Source organism: Bacteroides luti (assembly GCF_900128905.1).
GTDB lineage: Bacteria > Bacteroidota > Bacteroidia > Bacteroidales > Bacteroidaceae > Bacteroides > Bacteroides luti.
Map to the genome: position 1 here is coordinate 26,064 of NZ_FQTV01000018.1, position 20,625 is coordinate 46,688.

The 20,625-nt window shown below is 37.4% G+C and carries 14 protein-coding genes; 5 read left to right on the forward strand and 9 right to left on the reverse strand.

Translation table 11 applies throughout. The features are described from left to right. Positions 1–5: 5 nt before the first annotated feature. The 3 genes from BUC21_RS14120 to BUC21_RS14130 form a co-directional block, all read right to left on the reverse strand. Positions 6–2,120, reverse strand: coding sequence for a prolyl oligopeptidase family serine peptidase (locus BUC21_RS14120; RefSeq protein ID WP_073403579.1), 2,115 nt, complete (start codon positions 2,118–2,120; stop codon positions 6–8). A 197-nt stretch (positions 2,121–2,317) separates the two neighbouring features. Continuing rightward, positions 2,318–3,652 carry an NADP-specific glutamate dehydrogenase gene (locus BUC21_RS14125; RefSeq protein WP_073403581.1) on the reverse strand — a complete coding sequence of 445 codons (1,335 nt, stop codon included), beginning with the start codon at positions 3,650–3,652 and terminating at the stop codon, positions 2,318–2,320. A 426-nt stretch (positions 3,653–4,078) separates the two neighbouring features. After that, a complete protein-coding gene (locus tag BUC21_RS14130; protein WP_073403583.1) occupies positions 4,079–6,367 on the reverse strand; it encodes an NADP-dependent malic enzyme in 2,289 nt (762 codons plus the stop codon). 141 nt (positions 6,368–6,508) lie between these two features. On the opposite strand from BUC21_RS14130, the gene BUC21_RS14135 reads away from it, so the two are divergent. Further along, entirely contained in the window at positions 6,509–6,949 is a 441-nt protein-coding gene (locus BUC21_RS14135; RefSeq protein WP_073403585.1) for an acyl-CoA thioesterase, read from the forward strand. A 62-nt stretch (positions 6,950–7,011) separates the two neighbouring features. Here BUC21_RS14135 and BUC21_RS14140 read toward each other — a convergent pair whose 3' ends face one another. The 5 genes from BUC21_RS14140 to BUC21_RS14160 form a co-directional block, all read right to left on the reverse strand. Next, on the reverse strand, positions 7,012–9,447 hold the full coding sequence (locus BUC21_RS14140) for a glycoside hydrolase family 127 protein (RefSeq protein ID WP_083547713.1): 2,436 nt from the start codon (positions 9,445–9,447) through the stop codon (positions 7,012–7,014). 91 nt (positions 9,448–9,538) lie between these two features. Further along, the gene (locus BUC21_RS14145; protein WP_073403587.1) at positions 9,539–10,684 is read right to left on the reverse strand and encodes a hypothetical protein; all 1,146 of its coding nucleotides are present in this window, start codon (positions 10,682–10,684) and stop codon (positions 9,539–9,541) included. Positions 10,685–10,700: 16 nt separating this feature from the next. Then, entirely contained in the window at positions 10,701–11,930 is a 1,230-nt protein-coding gene (locus BUC21_RS14150; protein ID WP_073403589.1) for a glycoside hydrolase family 27 protein, read from the reverse strand. Positions 11,931–12,020: 90 nt separating this feature from the next. Beyond that, positions 12,021–13,718, reverse strand: coding sequence for a RagB/SusD family nutrient uptake outer membrane protein (locus BUC21_RS14155; RefSeq protein ID WP_073403590.1), 1,698 nt, complete (start codon positions 13,716–13,718; stop codon positions 12,021–12,023). Between the two features lie 30 nt (positions 13,719–13,748). Next, positions 13,749–16,901: a SusC/RagA family TonB-linked outer membrane protein gene (locus tag BUC21_RS14160; RefSeq protein WP_083547714.1), complete on the reverse strand. Its 3,153-nt coding sequence runs from the start codon at positions 16,899–16,901 to the stop codon at positions 13,749–13,751. A gap of 388 nt (positions 16,902–17,289) precedes the next feature. On the opposite strand from BUC21_RS14160, the gene BUC21_RS14165 reads away from it, so the two are divergent. Genes BUC21_RS14165 through BUC21_RS14175 form a run of 3 tightly spaced genes read left to right on the forward strand, consistent with a single transcriptional unit; the run spans position 17,290 to position 18,887 of the window. After that, positions 17,290–17,610, forward strand: a complete 321-nt coding sequence (locus tag BUC21_RS14165) for a response regulator transcription factor (protein WP_073403592.1) — start codon at positions 17,290–17,292, stop codon at positions 17,608–17,610. After that, on the forward strand, positions 17,589–17,954 hold the full coding sequence (locus tag BUC21_RS14170) for a helix-turn-helix transcriptional regulator (protein ID WP_073403594.1): 366 nt from the start codon (positions 17,589–17,591) through the stop codon (positions 17,952–17,954). The genes BUC21_RS14165 and BUC21_RS14170 overlap by 22 nt, the downstream gene beginning before the upstream one ends. A 30-nt stretch (positions 17,955–17,984) precedes the next feature. Next, the gene (locus tag BUC21_RS14175) at positions 17,985–18,887 is read left to right on the forward strand and encodes a serine O-acetyltransferase (RefSeq protein ID WP_073403595.1); all 903 of its coding nucleotides are present in this window, start codon (positions 17,985–17,987) and stop codon (positions 18,885–18,887) included. 71 nt (positions 18,888–18,958) lie between these two features. On the opposite strand, the gene BUC21_RS14180 is transcribed toward BUC21_RS14175, so the two are convergent. Continuing rightward, positions 18,959–20,137 carry a MalY/PatB family protein gene (locus tag BUC21_RS14180; protein WP_073403597.1) on the reverse strand — a complete coding sequence of 393 codons (1,179 nt, stop codon included), beginning with the start codon at positions 20,135–20,137 and terminating at the stop codon, positions 18,959–18,961. A gap of 349 nt (positions 20,138–20,486) precedes the next feature. Between BUC21_RS14180 and BUC21_RS14185 the strand changes: the two genes are divergently transcribed. Continuing rightward, a complete protein-coding gene (locus BUC21_RS14185) occupies positions 20,487–20,621 on the forward strand; it encodes a DUF4172 domain-containing protein (RefSeq protein ID WP_083547715.1) in 135 nt (44 codons plus the stop codon). The last annotated feature ends 4 nt before the right edge of the window (positions 20,622–20,625 follow it).

Here is a 20,625-nt window from a genome sequence, read left to right on the forward strand (position 1 = left end):
AGAGATTATAGTTTCGGATTTATTCCAATATTATACATGATGAATGAGTAAATATCTGCTTGCTCATCAATAACTTTACTGATAGGTTTTCCTGAACCATGTCCGGCTTTACTGTCAATTCGTATCAGTGCAGGATTCTTTTTATTGCTTGCCTCTTGTAAGGTCGCAGCATATTTGAAAGAATGTGCAGGAACTACACGGTCGTCATGATCAGCTGTAGTTACCATAATTGCAGGGTAGGTAATTCCTTTCTTGAATGTATGCAAAGGGGAGTAAGCATGCAGATAATCAAACATTTCTTTGCTGTCTTCGCTGGTACCGTAATCGCTTGCCCAGTTCCAACCGATGGTGAATTTATGATAGCGAAGCATATCCATAACGCCTACTTCAGGAATAGCAACCTTGAATAGATCAGGGCGTTGATTAACGCAGGCACCAATAAGTAATCCGCCGTTAGAACCTCCTACAATAGCAACTTTAGATTTGCTGGTGTATTTCTTTGCAATCAGGTATTCGGCTGCTGAAATAAAGTCGTCGAAAACATTTTGTTTATGCATCTTGGTCCCGGCAATATGCCATTCTTCACCATACTCGCCACCACCACGAAGATTTGCCTGTGCATAAATACCTCCGTTTTCAAGGAATGGGATGCGGAAAGTAGAGAAGCTAGGGTTGAGGCTGATGTTAAAACCACCGTAAGCATAAAGGAAAACTGGGTTGCTGCCATCTTTTTTCAATCCTTTCTTGTAAGTTAGAAACATAGGAATCTTTGTTCCGTCTTTACTTGGATAGAAAACCTGTTCCGTTACAAAATCTTCCGGATTGAAATTTACCTTCGGAGCACGATATAATGACGATTCATTTGTGTCGACATTGTATTTATAAACTGCACCAGGGAAAGTGAAAGAAGTGAAGATGAAAAATGCATCCTTCTCATCTTTATCACCACTAAATCCTACAGAACCCAGTGATGGGAGTTTTACTTCATGAAGAAGTTTTCCATCAGTATTATATACGAATGCATGATTTGATGCATCTTTGTCGTAGGTTAGCACTAATTTACCTCCAATAACTTCTGCACCTGAAAGGACAGATGTAGATTCCGGCACCAGAACTTTCCAGTTCTCGAGTTTTGGAGAGTTGATATCAGCAACCATTACTTTACTTTTGGGCGCTCCAAAGTTAGTAGTAAAGAGAATCTTATTTCCAATAACTTCGATAGGAGAATACTCATAATTAAAATCAGAAGCCAGTTGTTCAATTGGAGCATCGGCTTTTGTAAGGTTTTTCATATAGAGAGCATTACCTCTACCTTCTCCTGATTCAAAAATGAAAAGAGCTTGCTGATCCTCGCTTACGCTGGCTGTATAGAAACGCTTTGGATATTTAGGATTTTGATAAACCAAAACATCTTTGGATTGTGGCTCTCCAATCTTGTGATAGTAAATTTTATGATTCTCGTTCACATTGGAAAATTCTTTTCCGGCAACAGGGGCATCGTATGCGCTATAGTAAAAACCATCTCCCTGCCATGCCGCACCTGAAAATTTAGCCCATTGAATATGATCATCCAATAGTTTTCTTGTGGCAATATCCATTACATAAACTTCTCTCCAGTCCGACCCGCTTCTTGAAATAGTATAAGCAAAATATTTGCCATCTTTTGAGAAAGAAATACCTGTCAGAGCAACAGTTCCATCTTCTGATAATTTATTAGGATCAAGAAAAACTTCAGGTTCGGAGTCTAAAGTGTTTTGCACATAAAGAACACTTTGGTTTTGTAAACCATCGTTCTTATAAAAATAGTATTTCCCGTTTTTCTTGAATGGAGCACCAATTTTTTCGTAATTGGTAAGATTGGTCAGCCTTTCCTTTAGTTTGTTTCTGAAAGGAATTTTTTCAAGATAAGAAGAGGTAACTTTGTTCTGTGCCTTTACCCATGCTGCTGTCTCTTTTGTTGTATCATTCTCCAGCCATCTGTATGGGTCTGCAACTTTTACACCGAAGTAAGTATCAACTGTATTGTCTTTCTTTGTAATAGGATAAGTCAATTTACTTTTCTGCCCGAAAGTATTTGCAGTAATCATTCCACATGCTAATAATAGCGTCATTTTTTTCATCTTTTATATCTTTTAGTAGTATCGTTTTTCTGTAAGAAATGCAAATATATTCGAAATATATAAACCGTCAAAGATGAAAAAAGAATATTACTTATAATACTAAAAAAAAGAAAGCGATCACAATGGATCGCCTTCACAATAATAAAAGGGACTATCCTTTTGGACAGTCCCTTCACTATGAATTTTAATTCTGCTGATTAAACGATACCTTGAGCCATCATAGCATTTGCAACTTTCATGAAACCTGCAACGTTTGCACCTTTCACATAGTTTACATATCCGTCGGCTTCAGTTCCGTATTTAACGCAAGCTTCGTGGATATTCTGCATAATGCTCTTCAATTTAGCGTCAACTTCTTCAGTAGACCAGCTTAATCTGATTGAGTTTTGAGACATTTCAAGACCAGAAACAGATACACCACCAGCATTTGCAGCTTTACCTGGAGCATAAAGAATCTTAGCATCCTGGAATACTTTGATAGCTTCTGGAGTAGAAGGCATGTTTGCACCTTCACTAACTGCGATACATCCGTTAGCAACCAATGTCTTAGCATGGTCTCCGTTCAATTCATTCTGAGTTGCAGATGGAAGAGCGATATCACATTTTTCACCCCAAGGCTTAGCTCCTTCAACATATTTGCAACCGTATTTCTCTGCATATTCACGGATACGTCCTCTGTATACATTCTTCAGTTCCATGATGTAAGCAAGTTTTTCGCTGTCAATTCCGTCTGGATCATAAACATATCCGTCAGAATCAGAGCAAGTAACAACTTTACCACCTAGTTCAAGAACTTTTTCGATAGTGTATTGAGCAACGTTACCTGAACCAGATACTGTACATACTTTACCTTTAAGATCTGTTCCTTTAGTCTTTAACATTTCCATCAGGAAGTAGATGTTACCGTAACCTGTTGCTTCAGGACGGATTAAAGAACCACCGTATTCACGACCTTTACCTGTGAATGTACCAGTAAATTCTTTGCAAAGTTTCTTGTACATACCGAACATGAAACCAATTTCGCGGCCACCAACACCAATGTCACCTGCAGGAACATCCTGGTCTGGACCAATGTGTTTCCACAATTCAAGCATGAATGATTGTACGAAACGCATAACCTCAGCATTTGACTTTCCACGAGGAGAGAAGTCGGATCCACCTTTAGCACCACCCATTGGTAATGTTGTCAATGAATTCTTGAATGTTTGTTCGAATGCTAAGAATTTAAGGATTGAAAGGTTTACAGAGCTGTGAAAACGTAAACCGCCTTTGTAAGGGCCTATAACGTTATTATGCTGGATACGGTAACCCATGTTAGTCTGAATATTACCTTTATCGTCCATCCATGTAACTCTGAATTGGAAAACTCTATCTGGAATACAAAGACGCTCAATTAAGTTTGCTTTGTCAAACTCAGGGTGTTTGTTGTATTCGTCTTCAATAGTAGAAAGTACTTCTTCCACTGCCTGATGATACTCTGGTTCGTTAGGGAACCTTCTTTTCAGGTCGTCTAAAACTTTACTTGCATTCATAAGATTTCTTTTATTGGTTGTTGTATGTTAAAAATGTTGTTGTCTTAAGTTGTGATTGCAAATTTATTGTTTTAATTTTAAATATCAAACAAATTAATAATTTAAAGTGGAAATAAACATCAAATTGGTTGTTTTTGTTTTTTTTAGTGACGAAAAGATATCTTTTTGCTTTTTTTAAAGACTTGTGTGAAAATGTAAGGGTGAGACTTGGTAAATCAATATATGGTGGAGGATATATCATCAAATTGTCTATTAAATAAGATTTTATGATGTTAAAACGATATTTAAAATGAACTAATAAAAGCAGATTGCGATTAGAATACTCTCTTTTGATTAGTTGTATTTTGAGGAACGGAAAGAATAAGGGGTGATAAATAGAAAGCATTAAAGTCTTCCAATTTTACCACCCCCAATAAAAAGTTTATGTTACTTAGCGTTCTTTGTCTTTTCAGCAACAATAGCATCAATAACAGCTACAGCAGTGATGTTCACGATGTCACGAACAGAACTTTCGCTATCAGTAAAATGAATAGGTTTGTTAAGACCCATTTGAATAGGACCGATCAGTTCACTGTCGTTCATAGCCTGAATTAACTTATAGCTAGAGTTCGCAGAACTTAAGTTCGGGAATATTAATGTGTTTACATCTTTGCCAAACAATTTTGTGAATGGATATTTCGCATCACGAAGTTTTTTGTCCATAGCAAAGTTAACCTGCATTTCTCCATCAATAGCTAAGTCAGGATAAGCTTCTTGCATTTGTTTTACAGCATCATGTACTTTTGCAGGGCTACCTACAGGATCAGAACCGAAGTTTGAGTATGATAACATAGCCATAACCGGAGTTTGATTGAAGAAACGAACAGTTTTAGCAGAAAGTCTTGCTATGTCAGTCAGTGTTTCTGTATCTGGGTGGCGGTTAATCAATGTATCAGCAAGAAAGTAAGTGCCTTTCTTTGAATTAAGAATGTGCATTGTTCCGAAATGCTTGTATCCTTCCTGAATACCGATTACTTCTTTTGCAACTTTAATTGTATTAGAGTATTTAGTGTACAAACCAGTAATGAAAGCATCTGCTTCACCGGTTTCAACCATCATCATACCAAAATAGTTACGTTCGAACATCTTATCGGTAGCTTCATCGTAATTAGCTCCTTCACGTGCACGCTTTTCGGCAAGTATATGAGCATAACGATCACGACGTTCAGCTTGACTGTCATGACGTAAATTTACAATCTCAATTCCGTCAAGATGCAAATCATATTCTTTTGCCAACTTTTCAATTCGTTCTTCATTTCCTAATAAAATAGGGTGACAGATACCTTCGTTCTTAGCTTCAACAGCAGCTTTCAACATGTTGGGGTGTCCACCTTCTGCAAAAACAACTTTCTTGGGATCTGTACGAGCTGTGTCATATAGTTGACTAGTCAGCTTAGATTCATAACCCATCAATTCACGAAGATGCTTCTTATAAGCATCCCAGTCTTCAATAGGTTTACGTGCAACTCCTGATTCCATAGCAGCTTTAGCAACAGCCATAGAAACTTCAGTGATCAAACGTGGATCAACAGGTTTTGGAATAAAGTATTCAGGACCAAAAGACAGATTGGTTACATTATATACTTTGTTTACAATTTCAGGGATAGGCAGCTTAGCCAAATCAGCTATAGCCTTAACAGCAGCCAGTTTCATTTCTTCATTGATGGCACTTGCACGAGTGTCAAGAGCACCACGGAATATATAAGGGAATCCAATTACGTTGTTAATCTGGTTTGGATAGTCAGAACGACCGGTTGACATTAATACATCAGGACGAGCTGCAAGTGCATCTTCGTATGTAATTTCAGGAATAGGATTTGCACAAGCAAACACAATTGGGTTGTTAGCCATTGAGCGAACCATATCCTGTGATAATATATTTCCTTTAGAAAGTCCTAAGAATACATCCGCATCTTTAATTGCTTCTGCCAAAGTGTGAATGTCAGTGCGTGAAGTTGCAAAGAACTTCTTAGATTCATCAAGATTTGTACGTTCAGTTGAGATAACACCTTTACTGTCGAGCATTACAATGTTTTCCAAACGAGCTCCAAGAGCAATATATAATTTTGTACAAGAAACAGCAGCTGCACCAGCACCGTTAACAACGATCTTAACATCTTCTATCTTCTTTCCGGCTACTTCAAGTGCGTTAAGCAAACCTGCGCTGGAAATAATAGCAGTACCGTGTTGGTCATCATGCATTACAGGGATATCAAGTTCTGCCTTCAAACGTTTTTCAATTTCAAAACATTCAGGAGCTTTAATATCTTCCAGGTTAATACCTCCGAAAGTTGGAGCGATAGCTTTTACAGCTTCAATAAATTTTTCGGGATCTTTTTCGTTAACTTCAATATCAAAAACATCGATTCCTCCATATATTTTAAAGAGCAATCCTTTACCTTCCATAACCGGTTTTCCGGCCATTGCACCAATATCTCCAAGTCCAAGTACTGCAGTACCGTTGGAAATTACAGCTACTAAGTTTCCTTTAGCTGTATAATCATACGCTGTTAACGCATTCTTTTCAATTTCTAGACAAGGTTCTGCAACTCCGGGAGAGTATGCCAAAGATAAGTCAGTTTGGGTACTGTAAGGTTTGGTAGGAACTACCTCGATTTTTCCAGGCTTACCCTGTGAGTGGTAGAGCAAAGCCGCTTCTTTTGTTATTTTAGCCATTTTTGTGTGTGATTTATCATAATTTGCCTACAAATCTAATAAATAAAGTTGTAAATTGTAGTTTTTTAAATGTCAATTAATACAGATTGTTGCTAATAGATTGTAAAAAAGAGTATTTTTGCAATAAATAATATATTAACGATGGAAAAACTAAAATTTAATCATACAGTCCCTATTCAGTTGCGTTTTAATGATTTTGATGCATTGGGACATGTGAATAACTCAGTCTATTTTTCGTTTTATGATTTAGGAAAAACATCCTATTTTAAAGATGTTATACCAAATATGAGCGTTAATAAAGATGTTGGTGTAGTAATTGCAAATATTCAGGTGAATTTCATATTGCCTGTTTATCCTAATGAGCAAGTAGCTGTACAAACAGCCGTTGTAGAGATTGGAACTAAGAGTTTTAAGCTTTTTCAGCAGCTGATTGATACAGATACAAATGAAGTGAAATGCATTTGCCATACAGTAATGGTATGTTTTGATGCAAAAACAAGATCTACTTATCCTATTTCAGAAGAATGGAAAAAAGCCATGATTGATTTTGAAGGCAGAGGAGATCTTAGTAAGAATATTTAATTTATAGATAATCGCTATTAAAAAAGGATGTTCATGTTTGAACATCCTTTTTTTGATAACACCTATTTAACTTTCCATTCCAGAACTCCTCCTGATTCTCCGTCTTGTAATTTTGCTACAATTTTAAGGCCTTTTGTCTTTACCGGAGTGAAGTCGAGATTGTTGTAGCAATCCTTTTTAGTTGTATAGGGGCTTTTAGCTTCTACTTCTTTCCAGCTATCGCCGTCCTTATAATATAGTTTCCAACTTTCTGGTACTCTGAAGTTACCATCATATTGATCAATGTCCAGCCAGTAAACCTCAACATTAGATACAGTTTCTTCATTTTCAAATTCATAAGCCAGTGTTTCAGGTGTTCCTCTTTTTAGCCACCAGTAATGATATGGTTTTGATGTATCTGAAGAACTTTTAGGTTCCCATTGATCATTTACCCCCCAAGCCCATTCTTCAGTAGAGGCTGAATCAGGAGCATCGTTTTGGATAGGAGCCTTTACAATTATAGTGCGCGCTTTTGAAGCGATTGTAGGCAGTGGAGTAGGATGGGTGTATTTAGCTGAAGAAGGAACCCATACAGCCATCTCGTCTGTCCCACGATTGTTCCATGTAGAGTATGGAATAGCTGTGAATGGAACATCTTTTTCTTCACCGCTTAAATTTATTTCCTTTGCAGTACCTTTCAATACCATTACGCCGTTGAGCAAATCTTTTTGGAAAGTATAATCCATCTTAGTGTTTTCAGGAATATATTTATTGAATACATGTTTATCTGTCTGATCTTTGCCTTCAATACAATATACAATTGGTCCTCTTTCTATTGCTAGTTTTCCTTTATCGTCAGCTACATTATCATGAGCCTGGATGCGGCGGACAGACATCGGCAGATTTAGTTCAATTACATCTCCTTTTTTCCACTGACGATCAATAGATACATATCCATCTTTAGCGGATAAATTAGCGATCTTTCCATTTACCCTAATGTTATAGCCGGACAATGCTTTTTCTGTAAATTTGTAAAGATTGGTAGGTACAGGTTGGTTACCAGCCCATCCCGGTATACGAAGACTGATAGCAAACTTTCCACTTTTTAAAGGGTTTACAGAAATTGTAATTTTGCCGTCCCAAGGATATTGAGTGGTCTGCTTCATTGATACTTCATTTTTCCCCACTTTAACTTTACCATTGCTCTGCGCATATAGGTTTACGAAAATATCAGTACCCTGTGTAGCATACATATAAGTGGGTACAGATGCCATGAAACGAGTGATGTTTCCGGGACAACATGCACAGCCAAACCATGCCTGACGTTCATGCTGTCCCATTGACTCAAGAGGATTATCGTAGAAAAACTTGTTTCCGCTTAATGATACTCCTGAAATCACTCCATTATAAAGAGCTCGTTCAAGAACATCTATATATTTTGCATCACCTGTAGCCAGGAACATTCGTTGATTCCAGTATACATTTGCAATTGCAGCACATGTTTCACAATATGCAGTATGATTGTTTAGCTCATAATTGGGACCGAACCCTTCACCTTGTGCTCGTGATCCGATACCACCAGTTATATACAATTTCTTACTTGCCATATTATCCCAGATACGAGTAATAGCGTTGAAATAGGCTGTATCTTTGGTAAGATAGGCAACATCTGCTACTCCTGAATATAAGTATCCGGCTCTTACTGCATGACCCTTTATTTCATCTTGCTTCAATATAGGCATATGATCCTGACTGTATTCACTAAGTCTGTGTCCATCGGTTCCTCTACCTGTTTCTTCTACAAAATATTTAGCCATATCAAGATATTTCTTGTTACCGGTAACCTTGTATAACTTACAGAGAGCCATCTCTACGATTGGGTGACCAGAAGGACGGTGAATTTGACCGTTGTTCGGACCAAATGTTGCACATACCAGATCGGCATTCTTAATGGCGATATTCAATAATGTCTTTTTTCCTGTTGCCTGATAGTGAGCTACAGCAGCTTCATATAAATGCCCACAATTGTACAATTCGTGACTGTTGATCTTTTCCCAGCGATGAGTTCCCCACCAGCCCGAAAGGCGAGTACAGTTGTTAGTAACGCAGGTGCAAAGATACCCATCGGGTTCTTGTGCTGCACGGATAAGATTGATAACGCTATCCAGATAAGCGTCTAGTTTCTTATCATATTTCACCGCAAGAGAATAGGATGCTCCCTCAATTATTTTATAAGGATCTGTATCGTCAAAGGAAAAGTCACCTTTATGTTCCCCTTTAATTAGTTTTCCGGCAAGAGCGAAGTTATTAAATCTGCCATTTTTCTCACATTCTTTAAATGCGGATGGAATGGATACAGTTCGGTTTATTTCGATTCTTGGTGCCCAGAAATTATCATTAAAGTGTACCTGAGTAAAAGGTACCTGAAGTATAGGCTCTATTGTTTTGCTTTTTGCAGAAACTATAGTTGTAATCCCTATAGCTGTCAGAAAAAACAAGGAACGTAGTCTGATATTCATAATTTATTTTTTAAGTTTAAAGTCTTTGTAATTGGTTGTAAAACATTATGTAAATATAATACCTATTTTTATAATGCGTCGTGTTTCACTTTTAAAAGTCAAATTTTACCTCATAAGTTTTATTTCCATCCATTCCACTATTATGCATCATGAAATCAGATATCCAGGTATATTTCTTTTGTCCGTCAACAGTAGTTGCTTCAACCAGAAATACCTGTCTTCTGTCCCATTTATTCTCAGGATTTTTAAAGAACAACCCTCTGAGATTGTTTATAGTATAACTACCATTCTGTATATTGTAAGTACAATATGGAGTTTTACTAACAGTGTTGCACCATGTCTCGTATGAGTAAGTTGCCGGATAAAGAGCAATTTTCCCGTTGGCTGGTGTTCCGTTAATTGTCATTTTTATAATCATATTATCAGCAAAATCCCGATACATTAACTCGTCAATAAGACCACTTTGTTTGGTGTTACCAACCATATTAATAATTTTTATTGCATAATCACTCCAACTGCTTTCCTCGTCAGGAGTGTAACAATAATCGTTCATAAGACAGCGAGGGGGAGTGAATCCTTCACCATTGACAGGATTGTTTTTCCCTTCAACAACATCGGCATACAAATCAATAACTCCGCGGAAATGTCCCAATTCATGAGTAATGGCACGATAAGTGTATTGGTTGAAATGATCGTTGTATTTGTTTTTCATACCTTCAGATGCATTGATAACCAATATTGTTCCAATTCCGTTATTGTTGCCACATCCACCGCCGTATTCACCTTTTTCAGCACCTTCGTAGAAGAAATCATAGATAACAACCAGCTTGAATATGTTTTTGTCCATTCGTTGAATTGCTTTGGTATCAGCACCATTTTCACCCCAATATGAACAGCCGTCATAAACAATAATATCGTCGAGGTCAGGTTTGAAAATATATTTTCTTTTAAGCTGATGCTTTTTATCGCAATTATTGAAACGCGCATTGATTTCGTTCCATTGAGTAGTTAGTTTTTCTTTAAAAAAAGCTGGAGATTGTGTTTGCCAGCCTTTTCTGTCAACAGCAATTTTTACATTGATATAGATTGTAGTTCCATCATCATAGTCTGCGGTATATTCAGGCTTTTCAGTATCAGGTTTATTGATCTCCGGATCATTGCCAGAAGCCGAACCGCAGCCAACCAGTGTAACCATTGTTGCAACTACTATCAATCTTATATTCTTAAATATTTTCATCCCTTTTAGATTAGATTTATTTTTTAAGGTTTAACTGCACCATTAGTACTCCATGCGCAGGTATGTTATATTTTGTATTTGCAGCTGTTGTGCCAATATCTTTATGTTTCCATAAATCCCTGATTGTATATTCATTTTTGTGAATATTCACATCAGTCGCAAAGTACATCACATCTTTCTTCCAGTTATAATCAAGTTGCCATTCGTGATCAGTACGGTTAAGGAAACATACGGCAACTTCACCTTTAGCCAAAGGCTTTGCCCATATCTCATGATCTCCCATATCCATAAAGCGTCTGGCCTGTTGTCCAAGACTATCCTGATCAACAGCAATAACTTCCTTGTTTGTAAGTATCTCTTTGGTATCTTTATCCATAGAACGAAGATCATTACCAGCCATTAATGGAGCTGCCAACATTGCCCACATTGAAAAATGAGTGATGTATTCGTCTTTTGTCATTCCACCATTACCAATTTCAAGCATCTCTGCGTCATTCCAATGACCAGGTCCTGCATAAAGGTATAATTCGGCTAAAGTATCAATGATATCAAGAACACCAACACCGCCCCAATCGAATTTGCATTGATAACAATCACGAATGTCGGCAGTGGTACGCCACAAGTGTCCTACACCTTTTGCCCATTTCCATGGCTGACTTTCGCCCCATTCACAAATACTGAAAACGATAGGTCGTCCACAAGCTTTGAGAGCATCGCTCATAGTCCTGTATGCCGCTTCTGCATTTTGACCTTCATTTGAGCACCAGTCATACTTCAGGTAATCAACTCCCCATTTTGCATATTGGCGTGCATCCTGAAACTGATATCCTCTGCTGCCAGGTCTTCCCTGACATGTCAGAGAACCAGCGCACGAATATATCCCAAGCTTTAATCCTTTGCTGTGAATATAATCCGCCAATGCTTTAATACCGTTTGGGAAAGCTTTAGGATCAGCTATAATGTTTCCATCTTTATCACGGCCAACCTGCCAGCAATCGTCAATTACAATATATTGATATCCGGCATCTTTCATTCCTGAGTTAGCTATAGCATCCGCCATTTGCTTTAAAAGATTTTCATTCACATCACAGCCAAACTTATTCCAGCTGTTCCACCCCATTGGCGGTGTGGCAGCCAGACTTTCAAAGATAGAATCCTGTTTGCTCTGATTCTCTCCGAAAAACATTTGTGCTTTTGCTGATATTGCCAGTAAGAATAGATATGTTATTATCAGAAGTTTTTTCATGTTTCAACAGTAAAAGAAATCTTGTTCAAAATAAAATTTGTTTTTATCAGAATGCCTTAAATAATTCAAGGCATTCTGATGTTATTAACCCTATTGATAAGGAGCTGGATCCAATTGTGGAGCTTTTCTTAATTCAGATCTAGGAATCGGCAACCAATAATTTTTTGGAGCATGGAATGTTCTGTATTCGATAGGTTCAGGATTCAGTTCATAAGTTTTGCTTCCGTCACTATGTTTCCAGATAATCATACCAGTAACAGGTTTGCTATAAATATCTTCAATAATCATCCAGCGTCTGATATCGAACCAACGTTGTCCTTCGAATACTAGCTCAATCTGTCTTTCATGTCTATACTTTGCTACAATATTATCACCTGTAATATCTGGCATGTGAACACGTCTTCTTATTTTATTGATATATTCAACAGCTTCGGGTGTGTTACCTAATTCAATCTGACATTCTGCATAGTTCAAATAGAATTCAGCTAAACGGAACATGAAATAAGGAGTGCTTGGAGCATCAGTTGCATAAGTATCATAATTTCTATCAAGGAATTTTCTGATATAATAACCTGTTTGAGTACCATTCCACCATGAATCTCCACGACGGCTGTCTTTTCCGTTTGGCACTCCCTCTTCAGCTCCAAAGAAACACTCTACTTCTCTTTCATCAGCACGGTATCCCCATGTAGATCCATCAGTAAATATGGTTGCAGCGAAACGTAAATCTCTATTCACATAAGGATTTTCTTTTTCAGATCCTCTTACATAAGGTGCTCCATTGGCCATTTCAAACTGGTCAACAATCTCTTGAGTAGCCTGGAAGTTTCCCCATCCATTAAAGCCACTTCCTGTTCCGCATGGGGTTTGGAACAGATATGAATTATTGTAGGCACCTTCACCTTGAATGTTGTATAGCTTTTCAAAAATAACCTCCGGATTTTGGCTGTCAATAAACAAATTTGCATAATCTTCACTGGTTGATACATCTTGCAGATAATAAGCCGGAGCACCGCTTTCATCTTTCAGATCAATAACAGCTTTGTTTGCATCAGATGCTTTTTTCCACTTAGCTTGAGATGGAGTGCCAAAAAGTGGGCTGGCTGCATACAAAAGTGTTCTTGCTTTCAATGCCAGTGCAGCTCCTTTTGTAGCTCTTCCCAGGTCGCTATCATCGCTATACTTTACAGGTAAATACATCGCGGCACTGTCACACTGTGAAACGATATATTCTGCAACATCGTCTTTAGGGACCCGAACCTGTTTGGTGAAATCGTCATTAAGTCCAAATGAATTCTTTATAAGTGGCACTTCGCCAAATAAGCTGTAAAGCTGACAATAGAAGAATCCTCTCAGGAAATACGCCTGACCAATTTGCTCGTTTTTCCATTTAATATTTTCTTCACCAGTTGCAGGTACTCTACCAATATTTTCCAGGAATATATTGGTATTACGAATAGCCTTGAAATAGAAAGACCATGGATTCCATGTTGAACCATCCCATCCGATATTCGACTGATCTGGAGAGAGTAAACCTTGCTGGATAGACTCTGTGCCATATTTATGCATTTGATAAACTTCTTCTGTATAACTTGCAAATCGTGATCCTTTCTGAGTTTCAGCTTCTACACTATTGTACTGGTCGTTCAGGAATGTTTCCGATAGAGCTAAATCACCCCAAATAGCACTATCAGTATATGAATTGAGCGGACTCTGATCCAGTATATCTGTGCATGAGCTGAAGATTCCAGCCATCATCATGGCTGCGCATATATATATTTTTTTCATTTCTTTATAAGTTTAGAGTTACTAGTTAAATTAGAAAGTGACGTTTACACCAACAGTGACGATTCTCTGTTGTGGGTAGAAGTTTGTACCAGCAACACCGTCTGGAACTTCAGGATCACAGATCTTTATGTTATCTATAGAGAATAGATTATTACCGTTTGCATAAATTCTCATATTTTCTATACTTAGCAATTTTGTTACTTTCTTAGGAAGAGTATAACCTAATTCCAGAGATTTAAGTCTCAGGAAGCTTGCATCTCTCATCCACCATGTTGAAGTAACTCCATTGAAAGCATCACCGTAAGTCTGTTTTATGAAAGCTCTTGGCCATCTTGCTTTTGCATTTTGTTCTGCAGTATTTGTGTCAATCCATCTGCCATTATAAAAATCAGTAACCATGTTCATACTTGGCTGAATAATTTGCTTAGCCAATGCTTGTCCCTGGAAGAAAATGTTCAGATCAAATCCTTTCCATGAACCATTTAATGTGAAACCGTACATAATTTGAGGAGTACTTGACTTGTTTACACGATATGCATCATCCCAAGTAATATTATTATCACCATTTCTGTCTTTATAAATAAGATTTCCAGGTTGTGTCCCAGCAATGTGTGGAGTTTTATCTATTTGTTCCTGTGTTTGATAGATACCAGTTGCTTCGTATAAAACAAATCCATCAATTGGATGACCTTCTGTTTTTTGCCATGCAGGAGTTGTTTTTGCTTCGTCCACGTATACTACCTTATTCTTTGCATAGGTAAAGTTACCACTTACACCCCATTTAAAGTCGCCAGCTTTGTCCTGATAATTTGCAACAAGCTCTATACCCTGATTATTAACCTTGCCTAAATTTTCCTGAGGTAGAGTAAGTCCGGTGTAAGAAGGCACTGAAGCATTTCTGGAAATCAGAATGTCATGTCTCTTAGATTTGAAATAATCAATATCTAATCCAAATTTTCCGTCAAGATACTGGGTAGAGATACCAATATTGTAAGTCTGAGCCTTTTCCCATGTGATAAGAGGGTTGGCTGTTCTAACCATATATGTGCTTTTGTTAACAGCATTTTCTGTACCAAAAGTAGCCCCATTTCCTAAGCCATATTCTGTAAGGAACTGGTATGCTGGTACAGCATCGTTACCCATTAATCCCCATGATCCTTTTAATTTTAAGAAACTTACAACTGGCTTAATTCCCTCGAAGAAGTTTTCTTCAGAAATAACCCAACCGGCAGAAACACCAGGGAAAGTACCCCAACGATGACCTTTGGCAAAATTTTGTGAACCATCAACACGTAAAGTGAATTCTGCCAGATATTTGTTGTTATAGCTGTAGTTGATACGTCCGAAAACATTTCTGCGAGCCGATGCATCTGAGTATCCTCCGTTATCTTTGTCTTTAGGCACACCACTTCCCGCAAAAATTTCAGGAATAGCAGCCGAAATATAATTTGTGCGGTATGCAGAAACAGAACTGAAGTTATATTTGCTTTGTTCGTAAGCTACAAAAGCATCAATTTTATGAGCCTCTTTAAATGTACGACTATATCCCAAACGTCCGTTTAAGGTGATAGTATTAGAATTGTCAGCCCAAGAGTTTACACTGATAGCTCCTGTACCCGATCTCTGATTTTCATATTCTCCGCTTGAGTTGTTGTATAAATACAAGTCATAAGGAGTATTTAAACTCTTTCCTGTTCTGAAAGAGAAGTCCAAAGCTGCATATCCTTCTACGTATAAACCTTTAGTAATCTGATCAAGATCAAGACGGAAGGTCGGTTTTAAAGTAAGGATGTTGTATTTTAGTTTGTTTGTACCCGGTTTATCTGTAACCATTATTGCTGCATTGTTGGTAATTCCATCGTAACCACTTCTAGGCAATCCATTAGGATAATAAGCAGCAGCCATTGGAGAAGTTGACAGGAATTTGCCAAACAAGTAATCTGTATCAAATACACCTCTGTTTCTCACTTCTTGGCGTCCTAAGATATCAAAGCTAAACTTAGCTTTTTTGCCAACCTTGGCATCTACATTTGTAGTAAACTGATATTGGCTGTAATTCTGTGTACTTTCTTTGTAGATAGCATCTTGCCATAAATACTGAACAGATGTATAGAAAGAAACATTCTCGTTACCGCCGGTTACTGACAAACTGTGTTGAGTTTTGGTAGCCCAATCTTTAGAAACAGCTTTCCACCAGTTTGTACTAGGATAATTGATAGGATCCGATCCATCTTGCAGTTTCTGAAGCACATCTTTTGAATATGTTTCGTACATATCATGTCCTCTGTCATATTCGTTTATATATGTAGCATATTGGAAAGCATTCAACATGTCAGGAACGCGTGTTGGTTGAGTGAAACCTACATTACCACTATAATTGATCTTCACTTTTCCTTCTTTACCACGTTTGGTAGTAATAAGAATTACGCCATTTGCTGCACGGGCACCATAGATTGCAGCAGAAGCATCCTTCAGTACAGAAATAGTTTCAATATCTTCAGGATTTAAACGGCTGAAACTACGATCGGCCACACCATCGACCACAATCAGCGGAGCAGTGCTTCCTGTAGTTCCTTTACCACGAATTAAAATACTGGCACCATCTTCACCCGGTTCACCAGAACGAACGTTTGAAATAATACCGGCTGTTTTTCCTGCTAAAGCACCACTTAAGTTTATTGAAGCAACCTTTTTCAGTTCGTCACCTCCCACCTGAGATACAGAACCAGTTACCGTTGCTTTTTTCTGGGTACCATAACCAACTACTACAACTTCATCCAGTCCTACGCTTTCTTCAGACATTGTTATTGTAAATTTCGAATTATTTCCAATAGCAACCTCTTCTTTTTTCATTCCGATGAAAGTCACTTCCAGTACTTTGCTTGAAGGATCTATTGATAATTCAAATTTTCCATCTAAATCTGTTATTGCTCCTGCTTGTGTTCCTTTTACTTTAATAGAAGCTCCAATAATAGGTGTTCCCTTTGCATCGACAATAACTCCGGTTATTTTCTTTGTCTGCTGTTTGTTCACAGAATAGGGACTTAATAAATTGGTTCCGGAACTGTTTCCGGCCATAAGAGGAGAGGCACTTAGAAGACCTAGAGCTATCGCCATTCTGGCAATGCAGAATCTTCTTTCCATCTTGGTTTTTCTAAGAATTAGATTCTTACTGTTTTTCATGTTTTTACTTTTTAGATTTATAATAGCGGTTATGATTATAAACTTTTGATTGGCTACCGGTTGCGAATTAAAAGAATATATGTTTTGTGCTCATGTAAAATAGTCTATTCTAATAGAAAATTTGTCTAATGATAGTTTTGTATTAGTTTTGTTTAAATGATTGATTAGTAATTGTTTATATTATAATTCTGGACTATTTTTCTATCTTTATAGATTATTTTTGTGTATTCAGCTTAACGCATATACCAAAAATGTGTTGCTTTTGCTATTACCATAAATGTGGTAGTTAAATGCCATCTAAAGGGGATTTATCTTTCATTCATCATGGTATATCTTTGTACCTTCATAAAAAGATTGAAAGACGTATTTAATTCCTAATCTAAAGAAGATGACTAAAACAACTCTTATCATTGCGGATAATCAGCCGCTTACATCCTATGCTTTAAAAACATGGGCTGAGAAGAATGAGCTTGTCGATTCCGTTATAGAATCACAGGATAAGCAAGACCTGGAAGATTTACTGGATAAACTATCCCAGGAAGAGGTTATGCTTATTATGGATGTAGAGTTGTTTGATTTTGCAGATAAAGACGAACTGATTGTTTTTTTTCAGAGACACCAAAGTATACGTAAACTTTTTATTGGAGATCAGTTTAAGGAAGATGAACTGGCTTTTTTGCAGAAGATATGCAATCGAATATTATTCTAAAAAGTGTTGAGCTGGAAGAACTTAAAATTGCAATCATCTATACTTTAAAAGGGCGATACTATATTCAGTCAGAATTGCTGAATGTTTTAATGCGCAAAAACAGTACACCTGTAAAATCCACTTTTGAAGATATCCATCTTACACCTACCGAAAAGGATATTGTAACCTTAATAGCCGGTGGAAAAACAACAAAAGAAGTAGCTTCAATTCGTAGTCTCAGTTATCATACGGTAGTAACGCACCGGAAAAACATTTTTCGGAAATTGGGAATTTCCAGTATTCATGCACTAACAATCTATGCAGTAAAAGCCAGATTGATAGATCCTACAGAATATTACATTTAAAGTAAACAATCACTAAACAGCAGAATCATTATGTTAAGTCCAACAGAAACCATATTGAAGAATGTAGATATACTTTCTCAACATTCAACAGAAGAATATAAATATATACCCCGACATGATAAGCCACTGCCGTCAATCGAAAAAACCGCAGAAATAGTAGAGCTTATAAAATCGATTATTTTTCCTGGATTTTTTGGCGATTCAATAGCTAATCAAAAAACGCTGAAGTATCATATAGGAATGAATACAGAAAAACTATATTCATTGTTGACAGAACAGATATATAACGGTATCTGCTTTAGTTCACAATATGCAGTGGGAAAAGATATAAAATCGAAAGCTTCAGAACTGGCTCTTATTTTTATAGATAAGATTCCGGAAATAAAACGGTTGCTGTGCACAGATGTAAAAGCAACCTTCGACAGAGATCCCTCTGCAAAAAGTTATGCAGAGGTCATATTCTCTTATCCAACTATAAAAGCGCTGATAAATCATCGTGTGGCTCATGAATTGTTGCTACTTGGAGTTCCTACAATTCCCCGTATTATTTCAGAACTTGCACATTCCGAAACCGGTATTGATATTCATCCGGCTGCAAAGATAGGCGAGTATTTCAGTATCGACCACGGAACTGGGGTAGTAATAGGCGAGACTTGTATAATAGGTAACCACGTAAGGTTGTATCAAGGTGTAACGTTGGGTGCAAAAAGTATTCTGGCAGATAAAGCTCATGCAAAGGATATTCCTCGTCATCCTATTTTGGAAGATAATGTTACAATCTATTCCAATTCCACTGTTTTAGGTAGGATTGTGATTGGGCACAATACAGTGATTGGTGGTAATGTGTGGTTAACAACTCCTTTGCCTCCTTACTCAAATATTCTGCAACAAAAAGCAGTAGAAGGACTTTTTACAGACGGATTAGGTATTTAGTAGATAGATATAAAAAGCTCTGACAGTAGTTTACCGTATAAAGGACAAAACCGACTGTCAGGGCAATATTTTTAGCCTACAAATTTATTGTTGTATGCTTCCTGTAACTGAGTGAGAGCCTGATGCAGAATAGATCTCGGACATCCTACGTTCATACGCATAAATCCAGTACCTTCTTTACCAAACATCGATCCGTCATTCAAAGCCAGATGTGCTTTATCAACAAAGAAGTCTACCAGTTCCTCCTGGTTAAATCCCAATTCCCTGCAATCAAGGAATACCAGGTAAGAAGCTTGCGGACGAATAGCTTTAATAAGCGGCATATTTTTTTGCAGATAGTTATCCACATAGTCAATATTTCCCTGAATATAATCAAGCAATTGATTTAACCATTCTGTACCATGTTCGTAGGCCGCAGCAACAGTTATGAATGCAAATATATGTCCTTCCGAAAACTCACTTGCGTTGAGGTAATTTCTGAATTTTTTTCTTACTTCATCGTTCTCAATAATGCAATAAGAACTAGCCAGTCCCGGCATATTAAATGCTTTACTTGGTGACATGAATGTTATAGAGTTCATTCTGGCTTTCTCTGAAATCTTAGCAAAAGGAGTATGCGTATATCCTTTCAGTGTAAGATCGGCATGAATTTCATCAGAGATAACCATTGTTCCGCTCTCGTAACAAATTTCAGCAACTGCTTCCAGTTCCTCTTTTGTCCACACTCTTCCGCCCGGATTGTGAGGATTACATAAGATGAACAGCTTGCATCCTTTTACAGCTTCCTTAAAATGATCCAGATCCATTTTGTACTGACCATTTTCCAAAATCAGCGGGTTACGCACAACCTCGCGATAATTATGCTCTGTTACAAGAAAGAACGGATGATAAACCGGACTTTGAATCAAAACCTTATCGCCTGGCTGGGTAAAGCATTTTAGAACATGAGCAAGTCCAACTACGATTCCCGGAGTGAAGCTAATCAGTTCTTTTGAAACTTTCCAGTCATATCTTGTAAACAGCCAATTCTCAATAGCCTGATAATAAGAAGCTGGTTTGCTGGTGTAGCCAAGAACCTCTTTTTCACAACGTTCCTTTATTGCATTCATTATAAACGGTGGCGTGCGGAAATCCATATCGGCAACCCATAGAGGCAGTAAGTCATCTCTTCCCCATCTTGGTTTCAGTGCTTCAAGCTTCAAGGCATCAGTACCAGTGCGGTCAATAACCTCATCAAAATTATATTTCATAAAATCTTTTCTGTATTTAGTTATATTGCAAAAATACAAAACCTTATCTACAGGATAAAATAAAAACCCAATAATTCACAAGCCATTCACTAACATTAAAATATTTACCCTCACTCCCTCACCATTCGCACAACTTGTTGCACATTAGTGATTTATAAGTGAGGGATGAATTTGCAACCCTCACTTTTGAGCTCATCCCTCACTATTTCGAACCATTTTTTTGAAAAAATGGGTATAAACTTCTCAGGAGTAAGGTTAAAGTATACCAACTGGTGTATATAGTTTTAAGTTGCTAAAGTGGCATTTGCGGTGAATAATAGTTGTATTCGCCGCAAAATATGCGGCGAATATGAGAAAAGTTTATATATGGCAGCAAGATGAATGGCCTCATTTTATATGGAATGATGCAGCTTTATCCTATAAATTGGGTCGAGTACGAGCTTTGCAGGGTAAGCTAGTAGGGTATGAGTTGGTGGGTGGATAGAATT